Origin of the sequence: Streptomyces amritsarensis (assembly GCF_001953875.1) — a bacterium.
Taxonomy (GTDB): domain Bacteria; phylum Actinomycetota; class Actinomycetes; order Streptomycetales; family Streptomycetaceae; genus Streptomyces; species Streptomyces amritsarensis.
On record NZ_MQUR01000036.1, the window covers coordinates 18,338 to 43,187 of the forward strand.

Sequence of the window (24,850 nt, forward strand, 5' to 3'; positions counted from 1 at the left end):
TTTCGACCGTACTATGTTCGTACACTGAACGCGAGGAGGAATCATGCACTCAGCAGTCGCCATCCGGCGCGGCGTGCCACGGGGGGCCGAGGAGCAGGTCGCCGAGCTGTACTGGGAGGCCTTCGGCCGAAAGCTCGGCGCCGCCCTGGGCCCGCCCGAACACGGCCGCGCCTTCATCGCCCGCCACCTCCACCACGACCGCGCCGCCGTCGCCCTGACGCCCGGCGGCGACCGGGTCGTGGGCGTGGCCGGCTACCAGCTCGGCGGGCGCGGCCTGACCGGGGGTGGCGTACGCGACGTGCTCTCCAGCTACGGACTCTTCCGCGGCCTGCCCCGGCTCGCCGCGCTGGCCCTGCTCGAACGCACCCCGGAGCCGGGCGAACTGGTCATGGACGGCATCGCCGTCGACCCCACCCACCGGGGCACCGGCATCGGCAGCGTCCTGCTGAGGGAGATCGCGGCCATCGCGGCCGAACACGGCTGCTCCCGGGTCCGCCTGGACGTGATCGACGTCAACCCCCGGGCCCGCGCGCTGTACGAGCGACACGGCTTCACCGCCGTACGGACCGAGCAGACCCCGTACCTCACGCGGCTCATGGGCTTCGGCGCGGTGACTACCATGCATCGCGCCATCCCAGGCACCGGCAAGGAGCAGCAACCATGACCAGCAGGCCTCCGAGAACTTCCGCAGCGGAACCCGCCGCACCGGAGATCGGGACCCGGACCCTGGTGTTCGCCCTCGTCCGCGAGGACGGCACCGTCGACGCCGGCGAGCTGTACGCCGTCGCCGAAGCCCTGGGCATGACCGACCAGCAGGTCAGACTGTGCGTGAAGCGGCTCGTCGGCGAGGGCCGGTTCACCCAGGAGGGGCGGGGTCGCAAGGCCCGGCTGCACGCGACGGCTGACCCCACCGGCTCCATCGCGCCGGACGTGGAGTACGTACGCCACGCCTACCGGCAGGACCAGGGGCTCGCCCCCTGGGACGGAACGTGGCACCTGTTCGCCTTCGCCATCCCCGAAACCGCCCGCCAGTCCCGCGACGCCCTGCGCGACGCCCTCCTCCACCTCGGCGCGGCCCCCCTCCAGGGCGGCCTCTACGTCAGCGCCAACGCCATCGGCGACATCGTCGAGGCCCATGCCCGCCACCTCGGCGTCCTGCCCTCCCTCACCCGCCTCACCAGCCAGGACCTACGGGTGGGTGAGGAAACCGAACCCGTCCGGCTGGCCGCCCTGCTCTGGCCCCTCCGGGCGATCGCCGAGGGCCACGAGACCCTCGCGGCGCTCGCCGAGGCCCGTCTGGCCGGACTGTCCGCACCGGACCGGCCCACCGGGACCGAACGGCTCATGTACGCGATCGAACTGGCGGCGGCCTTCACCACCGCCATGCGACCCGACCCGCTGCTGCCGCCCGAGCTGCTCCCGCAGCCCTGGCCCGGCGCCCGCGCTCGCGCCCTGACAGCACGCTGCTGGGACGCCCTCGCCCCGGGGGAGGACGAAGCCCGAGGCCGGCTGCGGCTGTTCAGCCTCTACGGCCACGCCCTCACCCCGCCCCGGCCGGACCCGCCCACGTAGACCCGCCCCCTGCCTGAAGTCCTCGACGGGCGGGGGAAACTGACGCTCACAAGGGCCGCCACCGCGCCGGGGAGTCCAGGACCGGGCTGCTCCTCGCGACGGACACGGTGCGGAAAAGGGGCACCGCTTGGTGCAGTTCAGGGCCCGGCGGGTCGGCTGGTCCCGGTCAGGACGGCCTGGGCCGCCAGTCGGAGATTCCCGATCATCGGATTCGGGTCGCCCTTGCGACTGACCAGGACGACCTGGCTGGGGGGAGCGCCCTCGATCGGGACCGTGACGAGGTGGGGCCGCAGTGAGCTACGCCGATCGCCGACCGGCAGCACGGCGATCGCCCGCCCGCTCGCGACGAGTTCGAGCTTGTCCTCGTAGCTCTCGATCGGCGGCACGCCCGCCCCGAGGATCCGGTAGGAAGTCCAGTCCGCGGTCTTTGACGCGCACGGCGCCGCCTCCTCGCCGGCCAGTTCGTGCGCGGTCACCGACGCGCGGTCGGCCAGGGGATGGCCGCGCGGGACCACGAGCATCCGGGGCTCCTCGTACAGCGGGGTGGTGGACACCTCGGCGGCGGCGAGCGGCAGCGGGGCCCGTGCGATCAGGGCGTCGACGCGCCTGTCGGCGAGTGCCCCGACGTCGCGGCAGCTCAGGTGCCGTGTGGTGACCTCGGCTTCGGGGTGGCGGCGGCGCAGTTCCCGTACGGCGGCAGTGATCACCAGGTCTTCGACGTAGCCGATGGCGATGCGTTCGGTCTCGGCTTGTTCACGCACGGCCAACTCGGCCTGGCGGGCGGCCTGCAGCAGGGCATGGGCCCTGGGGAGGAACGTCCGGCCGGCGGGGGTGAGCCGCGTGCCCCGAGGTGTGCGGTCCAGCAGTCGGGTACCGAGGTACTTCTCCAGCCGTTGGATCTGGCGGCTCAGCGCCGGCTGGGCCACGTGCAGCTCGGCGGCGGCGCGGCCGAAGTGCCGGTGCGCCGCCACGACGGTGAAGTAGCGCACCAGCCGCAGTTCCAGGTCCTGTCCGAGATCGTTCACCCTTCCAGCGTACGCATCATGCCGTTTCGGAATGACCGGGTTGCCGCACGGGTCTTGGACGGCGGCGCCGTCCTGGGCCTTGACTGAGGAAGCAATGTCTCCCTGAGAAAGCGACAGGCGCGATGAAGGCGATCCAGTTCCACGAAGCGGGCGGACCGGAAGTCCTGCGGTACGACGAGGTGCCGGTTCCCGAGATCGGCCCGGGCGAGGTGCTCGTCCGGGTGCACGCGGCGGGCATCAACCCGCCGGACTGGTACCTGCGTGAGGGGATGAGGGTGATGCCGGCCGAGATGAGGCCGGCGCTGGAGTTCCCCCTGATCCCCGGGACGGACATGTCGGGCGTGGTCGAGGCGGTCGCTCCGGACGTGCCGGGGTTCGCCGTCGGCGACGAGGTCTTCGGCATGCTGCGGTTCCCCGGATTCGACGGCCGGGCGTACGCCGAGTACGTGGCCGCGCCGGCTTCCGACCTGGCTCACAAGCCGGCCGGTATCGGCCATGTGCAGGCGGCCGGGGCGCCGATGGCCCTGCTGACGGCCTGGCAGTACCTGGTGGATCTCGGCCACGACGTGCCGTCTCCTTTCACCGGCCGGGTGCACCGGCCGGTGCCGATCACGCCGGGGATGACCGTGCTGGTCAACGGGGCCGCCGGTGGAGTGGGGCACTTCGCGGTGCAATTGGCGAAGTGGCAGGGGGCGCACGTCGTCGCGGTGGCCTCGGGCCGGCACGAGCAGTTCCTGCGCAAGCTCGGCGCCGACGAGTTCATCGACTACACCACGACGCAGGTCGCGGACGTGGCTTGCGGCGTCGATCTGGTGATCGACGCCGTCGGCGGCCCGGACAGCTCACGTTTCCTGACCGTGCTCCGGCGCGGAGGCACCATGCTTCCGGTGTTCTTCGCCCAGTACGACCCGCAGGAGACGGCACGTCTGGGCATCACCGTCTCGAACATTCAGGTGCGGTCCAACGGCCCCCAGCTCGCCGAGATCGGGCGCCTGTTCGACGAGGGCAGGCTCCAGGTCGCGGTGGACAGTACCTACCCGCTGTCCGAGGCGGGCAGCGCACACACGCGAGCCGCGCGAGGCCACATCCAAGGCAAGATCGTACTGACGGTGGACTCGTGAGCGTCGGACAACAGCAGGTGGCGGCGATGCTCGGCCCGGGCGCCGGGCGCGGAGAAGCCCCGGGGGGGCTGGTCAGCGGTCCACCGCTCCGACCGCGACGGCGGCACGGCTCAGGTGGGCGTCCAGTGAGTAGGCGCCCGCGCCGACGATGAGCAGGAAGAGGCTGCCGCACAGCTGGGCCAGGTCGGTGCGGGACTCGTGGACGAGGTCCCACCAGCCGGACTTGCCGTCGAAGAGCGGGGCGTCGCCCCACAGGATGGGCAGCTTGGTGATCAGCAGCGCGCCCAGCATGTTCACGATCATCGGGATCGTCGCGAGCCGGGTGAGCAGCCCGGCGAGGATCAGCAGGCCACAGCCGATCTCGAAGACGGCGTCGAGTGGCGCGAGGAGGCCGGGGGCGGGGATGCCGGCCCGGTCGAAGCGGCCGGTGCCGAGCTGGTCGGGGTAGAGGAACTTCTGGACGCCCTCGAAGAAGAAGACCGCCCCCACGTACAGGCGGATCAGGACGGTTGCGGCGGGGGCGTCGGTTCTGGCCGCCTTGGCCTGCCACGTGTCGAGCTGCGTCATGTGAGGGTGCCCCACTTTCGTCGCACGGCGTACCGGGGGGCCGATCGTCCCGCGCGCCAGAGGGCACCGGCGGTTTGCCGCGCCGCCCGGTCCGGCGTGTCGCGGTTGCCATGGGCGCGGGTGCGGCCCGGCCGCGGCCACGACGGCGCCGACGCGCACGACGGGGGGCCGCGTCCGCCGCGTCGCAGGCGAGGGCGGTGACCACCACGGCGGCGATCATGCGGGCGAAGCGGACGGACCGGCGCCACCGTACGCGCGCCGAGCGGCGGTACTCGGGCGGCCCCTGCCGAGGCCTGCCCGAGCCGCAGGGCGCACCGGCCGGATCAGGGGCGTCCGGCGGGCATGCCGGTCAGGGAGTTCAGCAGCGCGGCACCGCGTTCGGCGTCGTCCACGCTGACCGCGAAGTCCTTCCCCTTGACCCGGACCACCAGGCACTCACCGCTCCGCAGCATCACGGTCGTCCCCAGCCCGCTCAGCCGGTATCCCCAGCCGCCCACCTGCGCCGGCGTGCGGGTCTCGACGCGCGCCGACTCGATGTCGGCCGGCGCCCAGCGCCGCACCGGCCACGCGAGCGGGCCGAAGGCCGCCTCCACGCCCCGCCCGGTCACCAGCACCCGCACCGAGGAGCAAGTGAGGAAGGCCAGGGATACCATCGCGAGCGGCACGATCAGCATCCACATCGTTTCCGTCAGCCCGCTGAGCCCGATGAGCAGTACGGAGGCGGCCGCAACCCCGGCGACGGCCGAGATCAGACCCAGCCACGGATTCACCGTGCGGGAGAGCCACACCCGCCGCTCACCTGCGGGTATGTCCATCCGCGGCCCCTCGCCGGCCGGTTTCTCCGCCACCCGGGGCCGATGTCCGACCCGAGTCGCCGCGAGAGCGGCCGCCAGGCTCGCGGCGACCGTCACCGCCGCCCCGACGGTCACCGAGTCCGCATCGCGCCAGTCCGCGGCATAGAGATTCGCCCGGACGACCGACACCTGCACCCCTGCCAGCAGCACGCCGCCCGAGGCCAGGACCACCGTCGTCCACCCGCGCGCCGCCCGCCAGACGACGGCGCCCGCGACGAGCACCGCCCAGATCACGGCCGGCACCACCACCACCGCCCACAGCGGCAGCGACCCGTCGGGCTCCCCCGAGCCGCCCCAGTGCGTCGCCAGCCGCTCCCTCAGCCCCCGCCGTGCCGTCAACGGCAGCACCACGAGCAGGGCGAGGATCCCGGCCGCCCACGCGGCCACGCCCCACGGAGCCCCGTCCTTCGAGCCACCACGGTCGTCGCGGTCTCTCACTGCGCCTCCTTGATCATTTCCATGAGATCGCCCTTGCTGTAGCCCAGGCGCGCTCCGTCGGCCACCAGTTCCCGCACCCGCTCCATCAGCGCCGACCGGCCTGCCGCCCCGCCGGCCACGGTCACGCCGCGGCCGCGCCGGAACTCCAGCAGCCCTTCGTCTCGCAGCGCGCGCAGCCCCCGTAGGACGGTGTTCGCGTTGACGCCGAGTGCCAGCGACAGCTCCCGCGCCGGGGGCAGCCGGTCTCCCGGCGCACACTCCCCCTCGGCGATGGCCCTCCGGATGGCCCCGGCCACCTGCTCGTGCAGGGGGCGATTGTCCGCGATGTTCAGCCTCAGCAACATGATGCTAATGAAGCTAGCACCATCAGAGTCATTTGGCACCCACTCGCGCTGCCCTGTGAGTTGGCGGGCGCGCGAAGGCTCCATGGCCGCCCGGCAGGCAGGCAGGGAGGGAGGGACGACTGCGGGCCGACGGGCTGTCCGGAGGGCGTCACGGCACCTGCGGTTCTGTTCAGGCCCGCCCGCTGGTGGGCACCTTCGATGGGGGCCCGCCCCGGGCGCCTACGGGGCGCCTACGGGTTTGGCGGTTCTGGCGATGATCGCGGTCTCGGCCGAGGTGACACCGAGCGGGCCGAGCACGTCGGTGGTGAAGGTGTACAGGGATGCCAGGTCGGGGCAGTACACGGCGGCGATCAGGTTGGCGGGCCCGGTGGTGGCCGCGACGGCGTGGGTGTGGGGGTGGGCGGCCAGGGTCCGGCCCGCCTCCCGCAGCCGTGCCGGCGGCAGTTGGAGCCAGAGCGCGGCGTCGATGTCCATGCCGAGCAGGCGGGGGTCGACGACGGCGTGGGTCCGCAGCATTCCGGCGTCGGCCAGGCGGCGCAGCCGGCGGCGGACGGTGCTTTCCGGGGTGCCGGTGAGCTGGGCCAGGGTGGCGTGCGGTAGCCGGGCGTCGCGGCGCAGGTGTTCGAGGAGGCGGTCGTCGAGCGCGTCCGTTGCGCATGTCCCGGACCCGGCGTGGGCGGGGGCGAGGGCGCAGACCTGGTCGGGGGTCAGGACGTCGGCCCGCCAGTGCGCCGCGTCGGCGAAGACGTGAAGAACGCTGTGGGCGGTGGTGGCCGTGATGGCTCCGGTGGCGGGGAGCTGGTGGTGGAGCAGCCTGTCGCGGGTGAGCGGGCTGCCGGTGAGGACGACGTTGATCTCCTCCCCGCCCAGGACGATGTCGGCGGTGAGCACGTCGGGCCGCCTGGCGAACGATTGCGCGATGGTGTCGACCTTGCCCCGCAGGACCCGTACACGAAGCACGGTGGAGCCGATCGCCTGTGCCGGATCCGCTGCCCGCACGATGCGCAGCGCTCCGGTGTGCAGGAGTCGGTTCAGGCGGCGGGCGACGGTGCGCGGCGAGACTTCCAGGACCGCGGCCAGGCGGGAGATCTCCGCGCGGCCGTCGATCTGGAGGGCTCCGACGACGCTGCGGTCCAGTGCGTCGAGCGTGACGCCGGAATCCGCAGCACGGGTGTTCATGGAGTGCAGTATCCGCCATGTCGGCTCGGGGGAGGGCTCTTCGGGTCGCCGCTCACGTAGGTGTGGTGGCGCCCGGGCCGCCGCAGCCGCGGCCGGTCCGGCTGGGCGCCGTTCGGCGCGTACCGGTGAAGGAGTCACGGCATGAGTGGGTATCAGGAGTTGCTGCCGCACGTGGTGAAGGCGGTTCGTGAGGTGGGGGCGTTCGTGGCGGCCCGTCACACGGCGTCGGCGGTGGGCGGTCCGGACGTCGACGGGGTGATCGCGGTGTTCCGGATGGTCGACGCGCCGGCTTCGGAGCTGTTGCGCGAGCGGCTCGCAGCCCTTCGGCCGCAGGCCCGGTGGGCCCCGGACGAGATCGGCACGGCGGTGGCGGCGACCGGGGAGCAGTGGGTGTGCGACGCCGTCGACGGGGCGGTGCACTTCCTCCAGGGGCTGCCGTACTGGGGTGTGACGGTCACCTTGGTCGCGGATGGCCGTCCCGTGCTGGCGGTGTTGGACGCACCGCACCTGGGCTTCCTCTACACCGCGGTGGAGGGCCGCGGCGCCCATCTCAACGGCCGCCCGCTCAAGGCCTCGGGCAAGGACTTGTCGGCGGCGCTGGCGTGCACCAGTCAGCCGCCGTACAACAGGGAGCCGGAGCGGGCGGGCGCCTCGCTGACGGCGATGCTGCGACACACGCTCGCCGTCCGCAACCTCGGCCCGACGGCCCTGCAGGTCGCGCAGGTGGGATCCGGGCACGTGGACGTGTTCTGGGAGTACGGCGAGGACGCGAACAACCTCCTCCCCGGTGCACTGATCGCCCGCGAGGGCGGGGCGCTGGTCACCGACGCCGACGGCCATGCCTGGACGCCTGCTTCGCCCAGTTTCGTCGCCGCACCGGCGGCGCTGCACGCCGACGTGCTGCGGGTGCTCGCGGCCGTCCCCGCACACGAGGCCGCGTGAGCGGCGGCCCCCGCGCTGCGGCTGCACCGCAACCGGTGAACCCGGCAGGCCGCCCTCCGACCGGGATGGTGCACCGGTCGGAGGGCGGCGGTCCGTCAGTGGTCGCGTGTCAGCTCACACGTCGAAACGTGAGTGCGTCCGCTGTCGGGTTCAGGAGGGGTCGCCGTACTGGAGGCCGCGGCCGTTGGTGCCGACGTAGACGCGGCCATAGGTGTCCGGGTCGCCGGTGATGACGCCGACGCCGCCGATGCTGCCCCACTGGTGGGCGTCGTCGTTGACGCGGAGCCAGGTGGCGCCCTTGTCGGTGGAGCGGAAGACGCCGGTGACGTCCTTGACGGTGCCGATCAGGTAGAGAGCCTGGTAGGAGGCGCCGGGTGCGGCCTTGCCGAAGCCGAGGGCGGAGGCGGACTTCACCGTGGTGAGCGCGGTGAAGGTGCGGCCGCCGTCGGTGGAGTGCAGCAGCCCCTTGCCGCCGTCGGCGATCCACAGGTCTCCGGCGATGCCGGGGACGGCCGTGAGCCGGCCGGCGGGCAGGCCGGTCGCCCGGGCGGTGAAGGTCGCCCCACCGTCGGTGCTGACGTGCAGCGTGCCGCGGAACAGGGAGTAGAACGTTCCGGCCGAGGAGCGGTCGGCGACGACCACGGCGTCGGCGCCCAGGCCGCTGACCTTCGACCAGCTGGCCCCCTTGTCCGTCGAGCGGTACGGGACCTGGCCGGCCTGGGTCCAGACGATGGTGGAGCCGTCGGCCGAGAGCGCGACGCGGCCGTCCTGGGCCCCGGCCACCGGCTCGGCCTTGAAGCCGTTCCAGCTGATGCCGCCGTCGGTGGAGTAGGCGCCGTCCTGCGCGCCGCCGCGGCCGACGCGGACCATCATCGAGGGCATGGACTGGGCGAAGTCGATGTCCGTGCTGTTGGTCATCACCGGATTGCCCAGCCGCCCGGCCGGGACCTTGGTCAGGTCGTCGTGGCGGAAACCGCCCTGGTCGCCCATGGCGGTGACGACAGCGGCACCGCCGGGCGGGGCGATCGCGTCCATCAGCGCGGTCTCCTCAAGGCCCCGCGCCCCCGCGGTCCAGTGGCTGGTGCCGCCACTGTCGGTGGCGTTGGCGTCCTTGCTGCGCCAGATGCCGTTGCCGGTGCCGTACAGCACGTGCCCGGAGTCGAAGGGGTCGATGGCCAGAGCGGTCATCCAGTGCCCGGTGTGGGTGCCGACGTAGGGGGCGGCGGAGGCGTTCCGCACCGACTTGTCCGCCAGTGCCTTCCAGGTCGTGCCGCCGTCGGTGGTGCGGTAGATCTCGTCCTCGGGCCACCAGCGGTCGAGGGTGGTGACCATCACCGTGGACGGCTGGCGCGGGTCGACGGCCAGACCGGAGAACCCGTAGCCGCCCTGGGACGGGGAGACGTTCTTCCACGTTCCGCCGGCCGGTGCGTACTTCCAGACCGATCCCGCGGTCACGCCGTTGGGCCCGAGGGCGTTGGTGTACGTCAGGTACAGCGAGCCGTCACCGGAGAGCACGCCGTGCTGCGGCAACTGGCCCGTGGGCTGTCCGGGGACCGCCTGCCAGGTGCTGCCCCCGTCGGTGGAGCGGTACAGGGAGGTGGACTTGTCGGCGACGCCGGCGTAGACCGTGTTGCTGCCGGCCGGGCCGTACGTCACGAAGGAGATGCCCGCGCCGCTGCTCGCCCCGTCCTTGACGGGGAACGAGGAGACCTGCCGCCATGTCGCGCCGTGGTCGGTGCTGCGCCACAGGCCGTTCTTGCGGGTGCCGAGCAGCAGGGTGCCGTTGTCCGAGGGGTTGATGGCCAGCCGTTCGCCCGCCCCGCGGCCGTCCTCGTTGCCGCCCAGCTTGAAGGGGAGATCGGTGCGCTGGAAGGTGCGGCCCCGGTCCGTGGAGCGCAGGATCGCGCCGTTGCCGGCCCAGTCGTTGGTGTAGGTGCCGGTCGCGAGGTAGAGCCGGTCGGGGTCGACGGGGTCGGTGGCCACCGCGTCGATGCCCAGCAGGTTCCAGTCCTTCTCCCCGAGCCAGTCGGTCAGCGGGATCCACTGCTCGGCCGCGGCGTCCCAGCGGTAGGCGCCGCCCATGTCGGTACGCGCGTACAGCAGCCCCTTCTCCCGGGGGTTGAACACCAGGCCGGTGACGTAACCGCCGCCCACCACCTGGGCGTTCTTCCACACGTACGGTCCGGTCCCGGTGGCCGGCGCCTCGGCCGTCTTCACCAGCTTCCACTGCTGGTTGGTCCTGCCATGGCCGCCGTACTGGATGACCGCCGCACCGTCGGCCGTGGAGGCTCCGGAGACGTCCAGGACCTGGCCGCTCCTGCGGGAGGTGAGGGTGACGGCGTCGGAACCGCTCACGTCGTCGATCCGCCACTCCTGGGAGGCGGAAGAGCTGTCGGTCTGCTGTTCGGCGGCAGCCGCCTGCGCGGTCGAATCGCCCGCTATGCCGAGCACTTTGCCGCTGTTGCGGTTCACCAGCTCGTAGTAGCCGTTGCCGGTGGGCCGCAGCCGCCACTGCTGGTTGGCCGTGTTCTGATCGGTCCACTGCTGGATGCGGGTGCCGTCTGCGGTGGAGAAGGCGTTGACGTCCAGCGCCTTGCCGCTGCGGACCGAGACCAGCTTGTAGTAGGCCTTGTCGTCGACCGTCGCGGCCTGCGAGTCGTCCTGCACGAACAGGAGGTACGGCACGACGGTGGCGGGCACACCGAGCAGCAGGGCGGTGGCGGTGCTGCGACGGCGGTGACGTCCGCGGCGCCCGGTGGGGGTGGGGTTGTTCATGGGTGTTTCTCCTTGTGCAACCGTGGATCGGGCAGGTCAGCGCTGCAGGGTGAGGACGCCCGGCCGGTACGGCAGTTGGTCGTAGGGCCCGCCCGCGGTGGGGGCCTTGCCCTGGTAGAGGAACTGCAGGTTGCAGGGGTCGATGGTCATGGTCTGGTCGGGGTTGGTGCGGATCAGGTCACCGTGGCTGATGTCGTCGGTCCAGGTGGCACCGCTGTTGGCCTTGCCCGCGAAGGGGTTGCTTTCGCTGTCGGCCTGCGGGGTCCACGCACCGCTCAGGCTGGAGGCCGTGAACGAGCGGAAGTAGCGCCGCTCGTTCGCACCCCGCGCCTCGACGAGCATGAGGTACTTGTTCTGGCCCTGGACCTTGTAGACCTGCGGCGCCTCGAAGAGGTTCTTCGCCGTGTCGCTCATGACCGTCGTGTACGAGGAGCCGAAGTTGCCGGGGAAGTTCCCGATCGGCATGCTCGCCCGGTAGATCTTGCCGTTGTCACCGGCGAAGAACAGGTACATGTTCTTCTCGTCGGCGATCAGGGTCTGGTCGATCGGCCCGGTGCCGGATTCGGTACGGGGGATGCTGCCGGTGAACAGCGGCTGCGGCGCGGACCAGCCGTTGGGGTCGGTGGGGTCGCTCGACGTGCGGTAGCTGAAGGGCGAGGCACCCCACTGGTAGGCCAGCACCCAGATCTTCTTGGGCGCGAAGTAGAACAGGGTGGGCGCCACCGCGTTCTGGCTCATCCGGAGCTGCCCGGCCGACGCCATGTCCGACCAGTTCGTGAAGGGGCTGAACGCCATCGAGCCGTAGGAGGTTCCCGACGCGCTCGACGCGTAGACCAGGTGCTTGCCGCCCAGCACCACGTGGGTGAAGTCCTTCACCGCGGCCCATCCGTGCGACGGCTGTGCGAGGGGACCCGTCGAGCTCCACCTGTAGGTCGTCGGGAGATCACACGTGCCGCTGCCCGTCCCGGACGAGGCGGTCCAGGTCCACTTCTGGTTGGTGACGGACGCGCAGGCGTACAGCTGGATCGTGGTGCCGTTCGCGGTGGCGGCGCCGACGGCGTCGAGGCACAACCCGGACTGCACGCCGGTGATCGAGCCGTTGGTGTTGATGTTCCACTGCTGGTTGGCGCCGCCGTTGCAGTCCCAGACGATCACCGGGGTGCCGTTGGTGGTGCCCTTGCCCTTGGCATCCAGGCACTTGTTGCCGTGCACCTTCAGTTGCTTGGCGGCGGTGTAGGTCCAGCGCTGGCCCGCCTGTCCGCCGCAGTCCCACAGGTGCGCCCGGGTGCCGTTGGCGGTGGCCGAGCCGGGGATGTCGACACAGCGGCCGGACGCGGCGCCCTTGATCTCCCCCGTACCGTCGGTCGGCTTGCCCGGGGTGGTACCGGAGGCGGCATGGAGAGCGCTCACAACGGCCGTGTACGCGGGCTTGGGCTTGCCACCGCTGTCGAACAACAGCGGGCTTTCGCCGCTGCGCCATGAGTCGCTGTCGCGGACTCCCCACACGGTGATGCCGGTGCACCGGGCCACGGACAGGCAGGCGCTGACCGTGTTCGCGTAGTGGGCGGGTGATGCCTGGGCGATGTCCAGCTCGGTGATCTGGACGTCGACGCCGAGGGCGGCGAAGCCGGCCAAGGTGGTCTTGAAGCTCGCCGGCGGGCCGCCCGCCCCGAAGTGGCTCTGGAGCCCGACGCAGTCGATCGGCACGCCACGGGTCTTGAAGTCCTTGACCATGCGGTAGACGCCCTGGGTCTTGGCGTCCGACCAGTTCTCGATGTTGTAGTCGTTGTAGCAGAGCTTGGCCGCCGGGTCGGCCGCGCGGGCGGTGCGGAACGCCTCCTCGATGAAGCCGTCGCCCAGCACCTCCTGGAAGACCGAGCTGCGCAGTCGGCCGCTGCCGCCGTCGGCGAACGCCTCGTTGACCACGTCCCAGGCGTAGATCTTGCCCTTGTGGTGGGTCATCTGGGTGGTGATGTGATGGTTCATCACACCGCGCAGCGTCTGAGCGTCGCGGATGGAGCCGACCCAGGCGGGGAGCTGCGAGTGCCAGACCGTGGTGTGGCCGCGCACGCGCTGACCGCGTGCCAGGGCACGGTCGACGATCCGGTCCGCGGGGCCGAAGTTGAACTGGCCGCGGGACGGTTCGACGGTGTCCCACTTCATCTCGTTCTCCGGGGTGACCATGTTGAACTCCCGGTCCGCGATCGCGGTGTACGCGGGGTCGCCGAGCCTGCCGGCGGCCACGGCCGTGCCGAAGTACCTGCCCGAGGGGCCGGCCTCGGTGCCCAGGCCGGCGGCTCCGGCGGAGCCGGGCAGGAGCGTCACGACGCCGGCCACCAGCGCCGTGGCCGACAGTCCTACCGCCCATGTCCGGCGACCCCGGCGGAGCCGGTGCAGGCCCTTCATGATTCTCCTCGGCGGTCCTGCGTACCGGCCGTTCCGGGTTCGTGGGTGTGTTGCGTCATGTGAGGGGCTTTCTTCAGGGGATACGTCGGTGGGGGAGGTCGAGGCCCTGCCGCGTCGGCACGTCATGACGGCGGCGGGAAGGACACCCCTGAAGTGGAGGCTTGCGAGCACGCGCTCTCGTAACAGAAAAGTGGCGCCGCCCGCGGGATTGCCCAGTGATGCATCTCGCGGGCGGAAAGTGTTATGCCGGGCGCCGTGGGAAGGCCGCACCCGCGGCAGAGGGGCGTTGCACTGGTCTGCGGTGAACGCCGGCCGCGGTGGGGCGCCACCGTGGGGAATGGTGCTGGAGGATCACCGGCCGGGACCGTGCGCGTCGGTGGGGACCGCCCGTGGAGTGGTGCTTCAGGCGCCGGGGGTGCGCACGATGAAGGACGCCTGGCCGGCGAAGGCCCGCGTGCCGTCGGAGCCGTCGAGCCAGATGCCGCCGTCGCGGTGGCGCAGGACCGAACCCGGATAGTTGTGCGCGTGCAGGGTCACGGACCCGGCGACCGCCCCGGGACGAGGACAGAAGGTGGCGTCTTCACGGAACAGTGCGCTGCCGTCGTCGGTGCTCAGCCGCAGCCGCAGGTAGTGGTGCCGAAGATACCGGCCGTCCGCGGCGCGGAAGGTGACGCAGCGCGGGTCGGCCAGCCCCCCGACGACGGTGAAGGTGACCCGCTGTCGTGCCTGCGCGCTGCTGGACGCGGCGACGCCGCCGAGCGACGCGAAGTCGCCCGTGTACGTGACGAACAGGCCGGGACTGTCCGCGGACTCCAGCGACTGTGCGCCCAGCGCGACGGTGCCCGCGACGGCGGACGGGCCGACCGGGGACGGGCTCGCCGGGGGCGGGCTCACCGGGAACGGTCCGGCCGAGGTGGTGGTGCGCGAGGGAAGGGGCGTGGGAGCGGCGGCCGTGGGAGCGGCGGTGGCGCCGGGCACCCGAGGCGCCGGTTCGGGCCAGGTCGCGTAGGTGACGGTTCCGGCGACGAGCACCGCGCCGGTCGCGAGGCTCATCAGCGGATGGGCGGTCACCGCCTGGAGTTTGCCGATCAGAGCGCCGTGGAGACCGCCTCCCCCCGTCGCCGTCGCCGTCGCCGTGCCGACGGCGACGGGGGCCGCGGCCAGCCCGGCGGCGCTCGCGGCCGTACCGGACAGCAAGCCCTTGGCGGCCAGTGCGGCGATCAGTGCGGCCGGGACGGCCAGCGTCGTGAGGCTGAGGGGCAGCAGTTCGGCCGGTACCCGTTCTGCCGACGTCGCCCCGCAGACCCGGCAGTCACGGGTGTGCCGCGCGATCCGCTTGCGCCACACCGATGCTTGGCGTCCGTCCCAGCCGACGACGGTCTCGTCCAGCTGGGGACAGCGCGGGTCGGCCTCCAGCGAGGCGACGATCGTCCGGCACAGTTCCAGCTGTTCGCGCATGCGTTGCAGGCGTACTCCGACGTGCGCGACCGTGAGCCCCATGGCGGCGGCCATGTCCTCCCGGCTGAGCAGGCCGGCGCATTCCTGCCACCACAGCGCCAGCAGCATCCGATGGTCCGGGTCGAGCCACCGGCCGGCTTCGACGACCCGACGGCGCTCGTCCGACACATGCAGCCGCAGGATCGTCACGTCCACGGGTTCGGCGCCGGCGTCCGGTATCCGGCGTGCCTCGTCGATGCCCGTGGTCCGGTCGGCGAGGGCATGGTGCCGGAGCCAGTGGGTGTTGATCTGGCGGAGCGTGATCGCCACCAGCCAGGACCGGAAGCTCTCCGGGGCACGCAGGTCGGGCAGGTCACGCACCACACGCAGCAGGGTTTCCTGGACGACGTCGTCGACGTCGGCATGTCCGCCCAGCGCCCGCCCGACGATGTTGTACAGCAACGGCAGGTATGCGGCGATGAGTTCCTCGCGCGCCCGCTCGTCACCGGCCTGCGCCGCGACGACCAGATCCGCGTGGTCTGCGTCCTTGAGCCCCATTCCCACCTTCTTCAGGGGAGCGATCCGCCGAGTACGGCGGCACACCCTAGCCGCGACGAAGGCATACGGCCAAAGCCTGCGCCTCGGCCGGACCGGCCGAGGACTGCCTCGACGCCCTCGGCCAGGACGGCTCGGGCCGGGCCCGGCCGGAGGCGCCCCCGGTCAAGCGCCCCGTGGGCCGGGTGCGGGTTGCTCGCCCGATCCTCGGACGATCAGTCGGGTGGGGACGGTGACGGTGCGGCCGCGGGAGCGGTCGCCGTCGAGTCGGTTCAGGGCGGTGGCCGCTGCCGTTCTGCCGAGTTCCTCGGGATCCTGGACGACGACGGTCAGGGCCGGTTCGAGGGCCTCGGCCAGGGATACGTCGTCGAAGGCGACGACGGCCACCTGCTTGCGCCTGCTGCGGGCCAGTTCGATGACGATGCCCAGCGCCATGATGTTGTTGCCGGCGAACAGGGCTGTGGGGGGATCGGCCAGGTCGAGCAACCGGGAGGTCACGGCCTCGGCCCCTTGCTGGTCGTGGGCGTTGACGACGAGCGAGCGGTCGTAGGGGATGCCGGCCTCCTCCAGGGCCGAGCGGTAGCCGGCCAGACGTTCGCGGCGGGTGTACAGCTTCTCGGGCAGGTCGCCGACGAAGCCGATGCGCCGGTGGCCGTGGGCGATGAGGTGGGCGACGCCTTCGTGGGCTCCGGCACGGTTGGAGCTGACGATGCTGTCCGTGGCGAGACCGGCTCCGGGGCGGTCGAGGAAGATCACGGGCAGTCCCGCCGTACGGTGGGACCTGAGGTGGGAGTGATCGGCGCCGACGGAAGGTACGACGATCAGGATGCTGACGCGACGGGCGAGGAACTTGTCCGTCAGGGCGCGTTCGCGCTCGGGGTCGTCCGCGGAGGAGCCCATGAGCAGGGTCAGGCCGCGTTCGCGGACGGTGTCCTCGATGGCGCGGGCCACGGCTCCGAAGAAGGGGTTGGCGAGGTCGGGGATGACCAGTCCGATGGTGGTGTCCGGGCCGCCGACGCGGATGTTGCGGGCCATGAGGTTCGGCTGGAAGCCGAGCTTGGCCACTGCGGCGAGCACCCGCTCCTTGGTCTGCGCGGAGGCGGGTCCGTCCTCGTTGAGGACTCGGGAGACCGTCTTGGCGCTGACGCCGACTTCTCGGGCGACGTCGGCCAGGGTGGGGCGGCGGTTCGCTGCCATGGAGAAACCGTCTCCTGAGGGCTCTCGGTTCCGGCTGCGGCCTCGGCCGGAACTGCGAGAGCGGTGTTGGTGCTGTCAGATGGCCTGGACGCCGGCGGCCTTCGCGGCTTCCGAATCCGCTACAACAGTGTCTCCGGCCTCGTCGATGCTGAGTGCGCCGGTCATGATAGCGACGACCTCCGCCATGGAGTAGTCGCAGGGCCTGATCACCGCGGCGCGTCGACCGAGCCGGTGGACGTGGATCCGGTCGGCGATCTCGAAGACGTGCGGCATGTTGTGGCTGATCAGGACGACCGGCATGCCCTTGTCCCGGACGCGGCGGATGAGGTCCAGGACCTGACCGGACTCCTTCACGCCGAGCGCGGCAGTGGGTTCGTCCATGACGACGACGCGGCTGGCCCAGGCGACGGAGCGGGCGACGGCGACGGCCTGCCGCTGTCCGCCGGAGAGTGTCTCCACCGCCTGGGTCAGCGAGCGCAGACCGATCTTCAGGTCGGCCATGTGTTCGGCGGCCTCCTGGCGCATGCGCTTCTTGTCGAGCATGCGCAGGACGCTGCCGAGGACGCCGGGGCGGCGCAGTTCGCGCCCGAGGAACATGTTCGAGGCGATGTCCATGGAGGCGGCCACGGCGAGGTCCTGGTAGACCGTCTCGATGCCGTGGGCGCGTGCGCTCTGCGGGCCGGCGAAGGTGACGGGCTCGCCGTCGAGGCGGATCTCGCCCGCGTCGGGAACCACCGCACCGGTCAGCGCCTTGATCAGACTGGTCTTGCCGGCTCCGTTGTCGCCGATGACCGCGAGCACCTCACCGGGCATCAGGTCGAAGTCGGCGCCGTCGATCGCGGTGACGTGACCGTAGCGCTTGACCAGGCCGCGGGCCTGCAGGACGGGCGTGGGAGAGGAGATGGCGGTCATCGGGTCTTCTTCCGGGAGATCTGGTCGACGGTCACCGCGAGGATCACCAGGACGCCGGTGATCAGGGTCTGGTAGATGGAGGCGACGCCCATCAGTTGCAGGCCGTTGCGGAAGACACCGACGATGAGGACGCCGATGAAGGTGCCCAGGACCGAGCCGCGTCCGCCGAAGAGGCTGGTGCCACCGAGGACCACGGCGGTGATGCTGTCGAGGTTGTCGGTCTGGCCGGCCTGCGGGTCGCCGACTCCGGTGCGGGAGATGAGCAGCAGGGCGGCGAGACCGTACAGCAGACCCGCCACCGTGTAGATGCCGATGGTCAGGCGGGAGGTGCGGATGCCGTTCAGGCGGGCCGCTTCCTGGCTGTTGCCCAGGGCGTAGACGTGCCGGCCCCAGCCCGTGCTGCTGAGCGCGTAGGCGAGAAGCAGGAACAGGGCGATGGTGACCAGGGAACCGTAGGTGATGTCGGTGTGGCCGAGCGGGAAGGTCTCGCCGAGGGCCGTCAGCGGGCCGGGCAGGTTCGTGACCGTCTGCTCCTCGGAGTAGATGTGGGTCAGCGCGAACGCCACGTTCAGCATGCCGAGGGTGACGATGAACGGCGGCAGCGGGATCTTCTGCACGAGCAGCCCGTTGAGCAGCCCGAAGCCACCGCAGACGGTGATGCCCAGCGCGATGGCGACGAGCGGGGGCAGGGAGCCCTCGGCGGCCATCTTGGCGATCACGATGCTGCCGAACGCCATCACGGCACCGCAGGAGAGGTCGATGCCCGCCGTGAGGATGATCAGGGTCTGGCCGATGGCGAGAGTGCCGACGACCATGACCTGCTGGACGATCAGCGAGAAGTTCCCGCCGGTGAGGAACTGTTCGGTCGAGAGCGAGAAGAAGGCGCAGGCCAGGAGGAGGGCGACCAGGGGGCCGGTGGTCGGCGCCGTGAGCAGTCTGCGGGCCGTGGTCGGTGCTGCGAGGCTGGCGTACGGCGAGTCTGTGGTCGCGGGCGTGGACGTGGCAGTCATGCGAGGTCCTTGTCGGGAGACAGAGGTCGTTGTCCTTCGTCGGAGGAGGACGGGAGGACGAGCGGGCGGCCCTCCCCGGTCAGGGCGGAAGGGACGGCCGCCGCGCTGAGGGCAGAGGCGCAGTCGTACGGTGCTCGGGGGGCGGCTCAGCCCCAGCAGCTCTCCAGGCCGTAGGCGGTGTCCTTGGACGTGGCCCCGGCCTGCGTCGTGTCGGTGATCAGGGTGACGCCCGTGTCGGTGTAGCCGGACGCCTTCTTGCCGTCCTTGGCATACGCCACGACGGCCTTGACGCCCTCGGCGGCCATCTTCAGCGGGTACTGCTGGGACGTCGCGGCGATCTTGCCGTCCTTGACGGCCTGGGTGCCGGTGCAGCCGCCGTCGACGGAGACGATCAGGACGTCCTTCTCCCGGCCCTTGGCCTTGAGCGCGGTGTACGCACCCAGCGCGGCGGGCTCGTTGATGGTGTAGACGACGTTGATGTCGGGTTCCTTCTGGAGACAGTTCTCCATCGCCGTCTGGCCCTTGGCCTGATCGCCGCCGGTGTCCTGGGCGCAGAGGACGTCCTTGTCGTCGGCGCCGAAGCCCTTGAGGAAACCGTCGTGCCGCTGGACGCCGACGGAGACGCCCGGCGCCAGGTCGAGGGTGGCGATCTTCGCGCTCCTGCCCTTCATGGCGGCCTTGGCGTACTCGCCGATCAGCTCGCCGGCCTTGACGTTGTCGGTGGCGAAGAGGGCGTCGACCGCGCTCTCGGGGTCGGTCGGGGAGTCCAGAGCGATGACCAGGACGCCCTTGGCGCGGGCCTTCCGGATCGCGGGCACGATCGCCTTGGAGTCGCTCGGGGTGATCAGGATGCCCTTCACCCCGGCGGCGACCATGTTCTCCACGGCGGTGACCTGTCCGGCGTTGTCCCCGTCGAACTTCCCTGCGGCGGTGGACAGTTCGGCACCGTTCTCCTTGGCGGCCTTCTGCGCGCCCTCCTTCATCTTCACGAAGAACGGGTTGGTGTCGGTCTTGGTGATCAGGCCGACCTTGACGCTGCCCGAGCCGGAGCCCGTGGAGCCCGACGCGGGCCCGGAGCCGGAGCCGGAGCCGCAGGCCGTCAGGGTGAGGGCCGCGGCGCCCGCGGCCGCGACGGCTTTGAGCAGGGAGGAGGAAAGGCGAGTCGTGCTGGACATGATCGGCTCCTGTGGGATGGCGAGCGGCACGGGATGGGGAGGAGAGCACACCGCTCGGGATGTCATCGTTGACTTATGTCATCGTTGACACCGCCTGGCGAGGATGATGGACTCCCGATCCCGGCAACGTCAATGCCTTCCCCTCGTCACATGCAGGCAACGTCCGCCATCTCGTTCTCCGCGCCGCCCTTGCCCGGTCCTTTCCGAGTCCATCCGAGAGAGAGCAGCCCATGAGCCCGCGTCAGATCACTGTTCTGGGAGAGTGCGTCGCGGACGCCTTCACCGAACCGTCGAACGCCTCGAACGAACTCGCCCTGCGGGTGCTCCCGGGCGGCGGACCCGCGAACACGGCGGTGGCCCTGGCCCGCCTCGGCACCCCGGCCCGCTTCCTCGCGCGCCTGTCCGGGGACGTGTTCGGCCGCCTGTTCCGGGCCCATCTGGAGGCATCCGGCGTGGACCTGTCGTGCGCCGTCGCCGCCGGCGAGCCCAGCACGCTGGCCGTGGCGGAGCTGGACGCCCACGGGCAGGCCGCGTACTCCTTCCATGCGCAGAACACGGCCGACTGGCAGTGGTCCCCGGGGGAACTGGCGAGGGTGGACCTGTCCGAGACGGCGTGTGTGCACACCGGGTCACTGGCTCTGGTCCGGGAACCCGGCGGGGCGGTCATCGAGGAGTTCCTGGCAGCGGCCTCTCGGCAGGCCACCATCGGCATCGACCCCAACGTTCGGCCGCTGCTGGAGCGCCCCGAGGCCTACCGCGACCGGCTGACGCGCTGGTGCGGCCTCGCCGACATCCTGCGGCTGAGCGAGGACGACCTGGAGCTGCTCCTGCCGGGCACCCCGCCCGAGCAGGCGTGCGACACCTGGCACGCCGCCGGGGTCCGCCTCGTCGTGATCACGCTCGGCGCCGAGGGCGCCCTGGCCTCCCTCGAAGGCGAGCGACTGCGACTGCCCGCGGTGGCCACACGGGTGGTCGACACGGTCGGCGCGGGGGATTCCTTCACGGCCGGGCTGCTGCACCACCTGGGCAACCACGGCCTCCTCGGCGGCCGTCTGGCCGGTGTCGGCATCGAAGACGTGGCGGAAGCCTGCCGGTTCGCCGCCCACGTCGCGGCCCTGACCTGCTCCGTCCCCGGCCCCAACCCGCCGTGGCGAAGCCAGTTGGAGCAGTTCGCGGCGGTCGGCGGCGTCTGACGCGCGGACAGCCCGCGCCGGGCCGTCCCGCCCGGACCGTTGCCGTGTCGGCCGGATCGCGCCCACCATCGGGCCACGACGGCGGGCGGCCCCGTAACGCGCATCCGGACCTGCCCCGGGCGGGTGGCGACCACCGGCGGACGCCGGCGGGTGCGGTGATTCCCGGAAGGAATCGGCTGCCTCCGGGCGCTCGGCGAAGCCCGGCCGACGCCGGGGCGGCGAAGAGGTTGGTGTGCGGGGCCGAGGGAACCGGGTAACGTCTTTGTCATGTTCTTCCAGACGCCGATTCACGAGTGAGAGCGTGACGGGCCTCTGCTGACGTCCTTCGGCGTCGCCGCCCGTCCCCCACCGATGAATCCGTAGATCACCTCACATCACCACCGGGAGAACCCGTGACCGACAGCAAGAACATCAACAACCCCGTGGGCCAGGGCGGCGGCCAGCGCAAGAGGCTGTCCCGCGCCGAACGGCAGAACAACGGTCCGCACCGCAACTCCGACCGCCAGAGTGCAGCGGACAAGAAGGCGGAGCTGGTACGCAAGATGCGCGAGAAGACAGGCGCAGCTGAGGACGCCGGGCAGGCGGGCGGCGAACCCGCACAGAGCTGACGCACCGCCGCAGCGGTCCTCGTCGAGGTGATCCACCCCGGATCGTCCGTGGGCGGCGGCGGCTGGCACACCGCGCCCTTCGTGGCCGTGCCGCTCCCCGCCGTCCGCCTCACCGTCAAGGTCGCCGGAGCCGTCACCAACCCCGGGCTGAGTCGTCACCTTCCGCGGCCAAGGCGGCCCGCGTCCGCCGCTGCTCGCGAGCAGAACCCATGTCCCGTTCCAGTGGTGTACGGCTCACGGCCGTCGCGAGGTCCTCCAAGGCCTGCTTTTGCAGTTCCGCACCGCGGCGCACCACGGGGCTCCGATCCACAGCGGCGTCCGGCCAGGCCTGGAGCACCTCCTCCACGCGCCCCCAGTCCGGGTTCCTGTGCTCGCGCATGGCGACCGCAGCCTGGGCGGTGTCCGCTTCCATGGCCTCGGCGAGCCGCTCCACCTCGGGCGCGCGCGGGCTGCCGGCCCGCGGGACGTGGCTCTCCATGAGCATCGCCGCCCTGTCGAACCCCTTGAGCGCCTCCTCCGCCTCCTCCGCCTCGCGGGAGGTCAGGCCCCCGGGGGGAACCGGTTCCTGTCGTGCCTGGTCGTACGCCTCGTCCCAGGCGGCACGTGCCTCCCTGCTCGCCAGTTGGGCCCGGCGCATGTCGGCGCGATGCTCCCTGGTCGGTTCGGCGTAGCTGCGGAGCACTGCGGCCGCGTAGCGGCCGTTCGCGGCGAGCCAGTCCGCGAGCCGGCCCGGCAGCCGGGGTGTCTCCCACGCGGGAAACACCGCGTACGCCAGCATTGCCAGGGCCCCGCCCAGCAGAGTGAGCACCACCCGCTCCGGGACCGTCTGCTCCCATGCCTGGCCGCCCATGGCGAGCAGGAAGACGACGTACGCGGCGGTGAAGCACTGGGAGTAGGCGTAGCCGGTACGGATCAGCGTGTAGGACAGACCTGCCGAGACCACTGCCAGCACACCGAACAGCTGGGCGTCGGGGCCCAGGGCCCGCGCCATCCCGGTGGCGAGCGCGACCCCGGCCAGGGTCCCGGCGAGACGGGCGACCGCACGCGCGTACGTCTGGTGGAAGTCCGGCCGCATCACCATCACCGCGGCGATGGGCGCCCAATAGCCGTGGCCCAGGGGCAGCCAGGTGGCGATGAGATAGCCGAGCACGGCCACCGCCGCCAGGCGGACGGCGTGCCGGAACACGGGCGAGTCCCGGCGGAGCTCCCGGCGGACCGCCCGCACGACAACCGGGACCAGCGGCAACATGGTCGGGCGCACCAGGAACCGGGCGTCCGCGGGGCCGCGCGGGGTGGGCGTCCTCCCACGCGTGCTGCCGGTCCCGGCGATCTCGAGGGCCTCGCCGAGCAGTTTCACGAGCCGCTCGGCGGCCTGCCGCGCGGGCCCCTCCAGCACCTCGTGGTCCTCGTCGACGCGCAGGACGTCCGTGCTCCCGGGCGGTACCTCCGCCGGGGTGCCACGGCGGATCGAACGGGCGGCCGCGTCCAGCACGTGGGCGGCCGCGTCGAGCAACTCCCGCGCGCGGTCCCGCCCGGCTCCCTCCGCCGGGGCGCCGACGTCCGGGTCGGCGAGCGCGGCGAGGGCCGGCAGAATGCGCTCGGCGAGTCCCCGCGGACCGTGGAGGACGGTGGGGCGGGTGCGGGCCTGTGACGGCGTCACGGCCGCCGCGTCCCGGGCGGTCATCAACGGGTCCGGGTCGAACGGGGCGGTCGGGTCGTGACGCAACCGACGGGCGTGGTCCGCCACGGCGGCCAGGGCGTCGGCCAGCGCGTCACGATGCGCCCCCCATCGGCGGATCGGGAACAGCAGGATCAGCACGGCTTGTGCCACGCCCCCGAGCGCGATGACCCCGGCTTGCTCCAGAGCCCGCCCGACGCTCGTGGGCAGGGTGACGGTCACCAGCATGCTGCCGACCGTCGTCGCCGCGACGATCCCGGCGGTCGATCCGACGGCCCACGCCATCCCCGCGGCAAAGGCCCATACGGCCAGCAGTGGGAGGAACGTCACGAGTCGCCCCGCCGCCAGATAGCCCACGAAGGTACTGAACGCCAGACCGACGCCCGCGCCGAGCGCGATCACCTTGCGTGGACGCCAGGTGCGCTGGAAGGTGGCCGCGCCCGCGGAATACGCACCGAGGGCGGCGGACGCGGCGTACTCGGGAGAGGCCAGCCACAGCGCCGGCCCCACGATGATCGCCACCCCGGCAGCCGTGCGCAACGCGAGCAGGGGCTCCAGTCGCGCCTCCTCGATCGTGAGCCCGGATCGCACGACTTCCCGCAGGGCCCGCAGCCACGTCACGGCACGAGCCTAGCCGGGCCTCCAGCCGGGTCGCGCCGGCCACGCCGCCGTCGCGACATCTTCGGACCGGACGACCACCCGCCCCCGACGCGTCTGCGACTCAGGTCACCAGCTGGTCACCGTGGTCGTCTTGGAGCATCTGGCGACGTTCCTTCTCGCGTGTGGAGTAGGCGGCTGCGCGGATCGTCTCGTCGCTCTCCAAGCCTGATCCCAGCGCGCCGGCCACCGTGGCGACCGAGGCGACGAACCAGGACAACGTCAAGTACGCCGTGGCGTGCAGCGGGGTTCCTGTCATGGAAGCGAACACTCGGTCGTTGAGGATGAACAGCGCCCACACCAGGTTGATGACCATCAAACCCGCGTAGCAGACGAGCGCCCCGATACCGACGGTGAGGACCGTCGAGGTGTTGTAGAGCCGGGCCCTCTGCCTCGCCTCCGGCGAGGCCCCTGTTGATCGATGCCATAGCTCCCCGTCCACGATCAGCCAGCCGATCAGGAGCCCGACGGATCCGACCATGGCGATCACGAGGCGTGGCCCGCTCAGGGCCCCGGAGATGCTCCAGGTGGTGGAGTCCAGGGTGGCGATGGCCCCCGTGGCGAGTGCGGCCGCCAGGGCTTTCGACAGGCCCGATACCAGCCGCCAGGGCCGGTTGGCGCGAACCATACCGACGAGCACCCGCAGGTAGCCGCGCGGCCCGCTGACGACATATCGAAGATCGGCAGTCTCCTCGTCACCGACCTGGCCTCGATGGATAGGCGCGAGCCGACCGGCGAAAGGGCCCCGAAGCGGCTGACTCTGCGCAAGCCCCTCAGCTCCGGTGGCCTGCGGACCCGCCAAGCCGAGCACGGCTTCTTCCACGGCCCGCCCGGCCCGCGTCTGCAGCCGCAAGCCCCCGAGGGAAGGAAGAGACAGCAGCGCCAAGCCGTGTTCGTGGCTCAGATCGACGACGATCCTGCGCCCGTGCGAGTGCAACGGAAGGTCGGTGAGGGCCACGACGATGTCCCAGTCCTCCGCACGTCCGCGGTCCATGATCCGGCGCATCAAGGTGGGCGGGTCCTCGGTCCCTGAGGTGAAGGGCTCACTGACCACCTTGACGTCGAACCGTTGCCCCTGCCCCGCCCTTTCGGCAAGCCGAGCAGGAAGTATCCGGGCCATGCGCCGCGCGATGTCCGTGGGCGCGTCCGGATCCGCCAGGAGAGCCACGACCGTAACGCCCTGCGACGACACCGGACCATCCTCC

The 24,850-nt window shown here is 71.7% G+C and carries 20 protein-coding genes; 6 read left to right on the plus strand and 14 right to left on the minus strand.

Annotated elements, in window-relative coordinates; all coding sequences use genetic code 11:
- Positions 1-43 precede the first annotated feature (43 nt).
- Positions 44-664 (plus strand): GNAT family N-acetyltransferase, encoded by a 621-nt coding sequence (locus AVW11_RS17160; protein WP_076044552.1) that lies wholly within the window; start codon positions 44-46, stop codon positions 662-664.
- Positions 661-1,572, plus strand: coding sequence for a PaaX family transcriptional regulator C-terminal domain-containing protein (locus AVW11_RS17165; protein WP_076044554.1), 912 nt, complete (start codon positions 661-663; stop codon positions 1,570-1,572). The genes AVW11_RS17160 and AVW11_RS17165 overlap by 4 nt, the downstream gene beginning before the upstream one ends.
- A gap of 137 nt (positions 1,573-1,709) precedes the next feature.
- Here AVW11_RS17165 and AVW11_RS17170 read toward each other — a convergent pair whose 3' ends face one another.
- Positions 1,710-2,597 carry a LysR family transcriptional regulator gene (locus tag AVW11_RS17170; RefSeq protein WP_030838540.1) on the minus strand — a complete coding sequence of 296 codons (888 nt, stop codon included), beginning with the start codon at positions 2,595-2,597 and terminating at the stop codon, positions 1,710-1,712.
- A gap of 122 nt (positions 2,598-2,719) precedes the next feature.
- Between AVW11_RS17170 and AVW11_RS17175 the strand changes: the two genes are divergently transcribed.
- On the plus strand, positions 2,720-3,718 hold the full coding sequence (locus AVW11_RS17175; RefSeq protein ID WP_060177817.1) for an NADP-dependent oxidoreductase: 999 nt from the start codon (positions 2,720-2,722) through the stop codon (positions 3,716-3,718).
- Positions 3,719-3,790: 72 nt separating this feature from the next.
- Here the strand turns inward: AVW11_RS17175 and AVW11_RS17180 are convergent, their stop codons facing one another.
- The 4 genes from AVW11_RS17180 to AVW11_RS17195 form a co-directional block, all read right to left on the minus strand.
- Positions 3,791-4,285, minus strand: a complete 495-nt coding sequence (locus tag AVW11_RS17180; protein ID WP_076044556.1) for a DoxX family protein — start codon at positions 4,283-4,285, stop codon at positions 3,791-3,793.
- Positions 4,286-4,608: 323 nt separating this feature from the next.
- Positions 4,609-5,577: a DUF1648 domain-containing protein gene (locus AVW11_RS17185; protein WP_240528202.1), complete on the minus strand. Its 969-nt coding sequence runs from the start codon at positions 5,575-5,577 to the stop codon at positions 4,609-4,611.
- Entirely contained in the window at positions 5,574-5,921 is a 348-nt protein-coding gene (locus AVW11_RS17190; protein WP_030838529.1) for a GntR family transcriptional regulator, read from the minus strand. Before AVW11_RS17190 ends, AVW11_RS17185 begins: the two co-directional genes overlap by 4 nt.
- 219 nt (positions 5,922-6,140) lie before the next feature.
- A complete protein-coding gene (locus AVW11_RS17195; protein WP_060177820.1) occupies positions 6,141-7,100 on the minus strand; it encodes an Lrp/AsnC family transcriptional regulator in 960 nt (319 codons plus the stop codon).
- Between the two features lie 141 nt (positions 7,101-7,241).
- On the opposite strand from AVW11_RS17195, the gene AVW11_RS17200 reads away from it, so the two are divergent.
- Complete coding sequence (locus AVW11_RS17200) at positions 7,242-8,042, plus strand: inositol monophosphatase family protein (RefSeq protein ID WP_030838523.1); 801 nt, start codon at positions 7,242-7,244, stop codon at positions 8,040-8,042.
- A gap of 150 nt (positions 8,043-8,192) precedes the next feature.
- On the opposite strand, the gene AVW11_RS17205 is transcribed toward AVW11_RS17200, so the two are convergent.
- The 7 genes from AVW11_RS17205 to AVW11_RS17235 form a co-directional block, all read right to left on the minus strand.
- The gene (locus tag AVW11_RS17205; RefSeq protein WP_060177821.1) at positions 8,193-10,817 is read right to left on the minus strand and encodes an RICIN domain-containing protein; all 2,625 of its coding nucleotides are present in this window, start codon (positions 10,815-10,817) and stop codon (positions 8,193-8,195) included.
- Positions 10,818-10,853: 36 nt separating this feature from the next.
- Entirely contained in the window at positions 10,854-13,223 is a 2,370-nt protein-coding gene (locus tag AVW11_RS17210; protein WP_076044560.1) for a non-reducing end alpha-L-arabinofuranosidase family hydrolase, read from the minus strand.
- Between the two features lie 402 nt (positions 13,224-13,625).
- On the minus strand, positions 13,626-15,218 hold the full coding sequence (locus AVW11_RS17215) for a sigma-70 family RNA polymerase sigma factor (protein WP_076044562.1): 1,593 nt from the start codon (positions 15,216-15,218) through the stop codon (positions 13,626-13,628).
- Positions 15,219-15,380: 162 nt separating this feature from the next.
- Complete coding sequence (locus AVW11_RS17220) at positions 15,381-16,412, minus strand: LacI family DNA-binding transcriptional regulator (protein ID WP_076044564.1); 1,032 nt, start codon at positions 16,410-16,412, stop codon at positions 15,381-15,383.
- A 75-nt stretch (positions 16,413-16,487) separates the two neighbouring features.
- Entirely contained in the window at positions 16,488-17,324 is an 837-nt protein-coding gene (locus AVW11_RS17225) for an ATP-binding cassette domain-containing protein (protein ID WP_030838514.1), read from the minus strand.
- Positions 17,321-18,334, minus strand: coding sequence for an ABC transporter permease (locus tag AVW11_RS17230; protein WP_076044566.1), 1,014 nt, complete (start codon positions 18,332-18,334; stop codon positions 17,321-17,323). Before AVW11_RS17230 ends, AVW11_RS17225 begins: the two co-directional genes overlap by 4 nt.
- Positions 18,335-18,480: 146 nt before the next feature.
- Positions 18,481-19,509, minus strand: a complete 1,029-nt coding sequence (locus AVW11_RS17235) for a sugar ABC transporter substrate-binding protein (protein WP_076044568.1) — start codon at positions 19,507-19,509, stop codon at positions 18,481-18,483.
- A 230-nt stretch (positions 19,510-19,739) separates the two neighbouring features.
- On the opposite strand from AVW11_RS17235, the gene AVW11_RS17240 reads away from it, so the two are divergent.
- Together AVW11_RS17240 and AVW11_RS17245 are read left to right on the plus strand one after the other, a co-directional pair.
- Positions 19,740-20,702 carry a carbohydrate kinase family protein gene (locus AVW11_RS17240; RefSeq protein WP_076044570.1) on the plus strand — a complete coding sequence of 321 codons (963 nt, stop codon included), beginning with the start codon at positions 19,740-19,742 and terminating at the stop codon, positions 20,700-20,702.
- Between the two features lie 392 nt (positions 20,703-21,094).
- Entirely contained in the window at positions 21,095-21,310 is a 216-nt protein-coding gene (locus AVW11_RS17245; protein ID WP_060177829.1) for a DUF6243 family protein, read from the plus strand.
- Positions 21,311-21,443: 133 nt separating this feature from the next.
- On the opposite strand, the gene AVW11_RS17250 is transcribed toward AVW11_RS17245, so the two are convergent.
- On the minus strand, positions 21,444-23,609 hold the full coding sequence (locus AVW11_RS17250) for an FUSC family protein (RefSeq protein WP_076044572.1): 2,166 nt from the start codon (positions 23,607-23,609) through the stop codon (positions 21,444-21,446).
- Positions 23,610-23,709: 100 nt separating this feature from the next.
- A complete protein-coding gene (locus AVW11_RS17255) occupies positions 23,710-24,813 on the minus strand; it encodes a hypothetical protein (RefSeq protein ID WP_076044594.1) in 1,104 nt (367 codons plus the stop codon).
- Between the last annotated feature and the right edge of the window lie 37 nt (positions 24,814-24,850).

Coding starts and splice junctions, on each gene's coding strand:
- AVW11_RS17165 (WP_076044554.1), top strand. CDS start 661: ATGACCAGCAGGCCTCCGAGAACTTCCGCAGCGGAACCCGCCGCACCG.
- AVW11_RS17235 (WP_076044568.1), bottom strand. CDS start 19,509: ATGTCCAGCACGACTCGCCTTTCCTCCTCCCTGCTCAAAGCCGTCGCG.
- AVW11_RS17175 (WP_060177817.1), top strand. CDS start 2,720: ATGAAGGCGATCCAGTTCCACGAAGCGGGCGGACCGGAAGTCCTGCGG.
- AVW11_RS17205 (WP_060177821.1), bottom strand. CDS start 10,817: ATGAACAACCCCACCCCCACCGGGCGCCGCGGACGTCACCGCCGTCGC.
- AVW11_RS17210 (WP_076044560.1), bottom strand. CDS start 13,223: ATGAAGGGCCTGCACCGGCTCCGCCGGGGTCGCCGGACATGGGCGGTA.
- AVW11_RS17195 (WP_060177820.1), bottom strand. CDS start 7,100: ATGAACACCCGTGCTGCGGATTCCGGCGTCACGCTCGACGCACTGGAC.
- AVW11_RS17215 (WP_076044562.1), bottom strand. CDS start 15,218: ATGGGGCTCAAGGACGCAGACCACGCGGATCTGGTCGTCGCGGCGCAG.
- AVW11_RS17220 (WP_076044564.1), bottom strand. CDS start 16,412: ATGGCAGCGAACCGCCGCCCCACCCTGGCCGACGTCGCCCGAGAAGTC.
- AVW11_RS17230 (WP_076044566.1), bottom strand. CDS start 18,334: ATGACTGCCACGTCCACGCCCGCGACCACAGACTCGCCGTACGCCAGC.
- AVW11_RS17200 (WP_030838523.1), top strand. CDS start 7,242: ATGAGTGGGTATCAGGAGTTGCTGCCGCACGTGGTGAAGGCGGTTCGT.
- AVW11_RS17180 (WP_076044556.1), bottom strand. CDS start 4,285: ATGACGCAGCTCGACACGTGGCAGGCCAAGGCGGCCAGAACCGACGCC.
- AVW11_RS17160 (WP_076044552.1), top strand. CDS start 44: ATGCACTCAGCAGTCGCCATCCGGCGCGGCGTGCCACGGGGGGCCGAG.
- AVW11_RS17240 (WP_076044570.1), top strand. CDS start 19,740: ATGAGCCCGCGTCAGATCACTGTTCTGGGAGAGTGCGTCGCGGACGCC.
- AVW11_RS17225 (WP_030838514.1), bottom strand. CDS start 17,324: ATGACCGCCATCTCCTCTCCCACGCCCGTCCTGCAGGCCCGCGGCCTG.
- AVW11_RS17190 (WP_030838529.1), bottom strand. CDS start 5,921: ATGTTGCTGAGGCTGAACATCGCGGACAATCGCCCCCTGCACGAGCAG.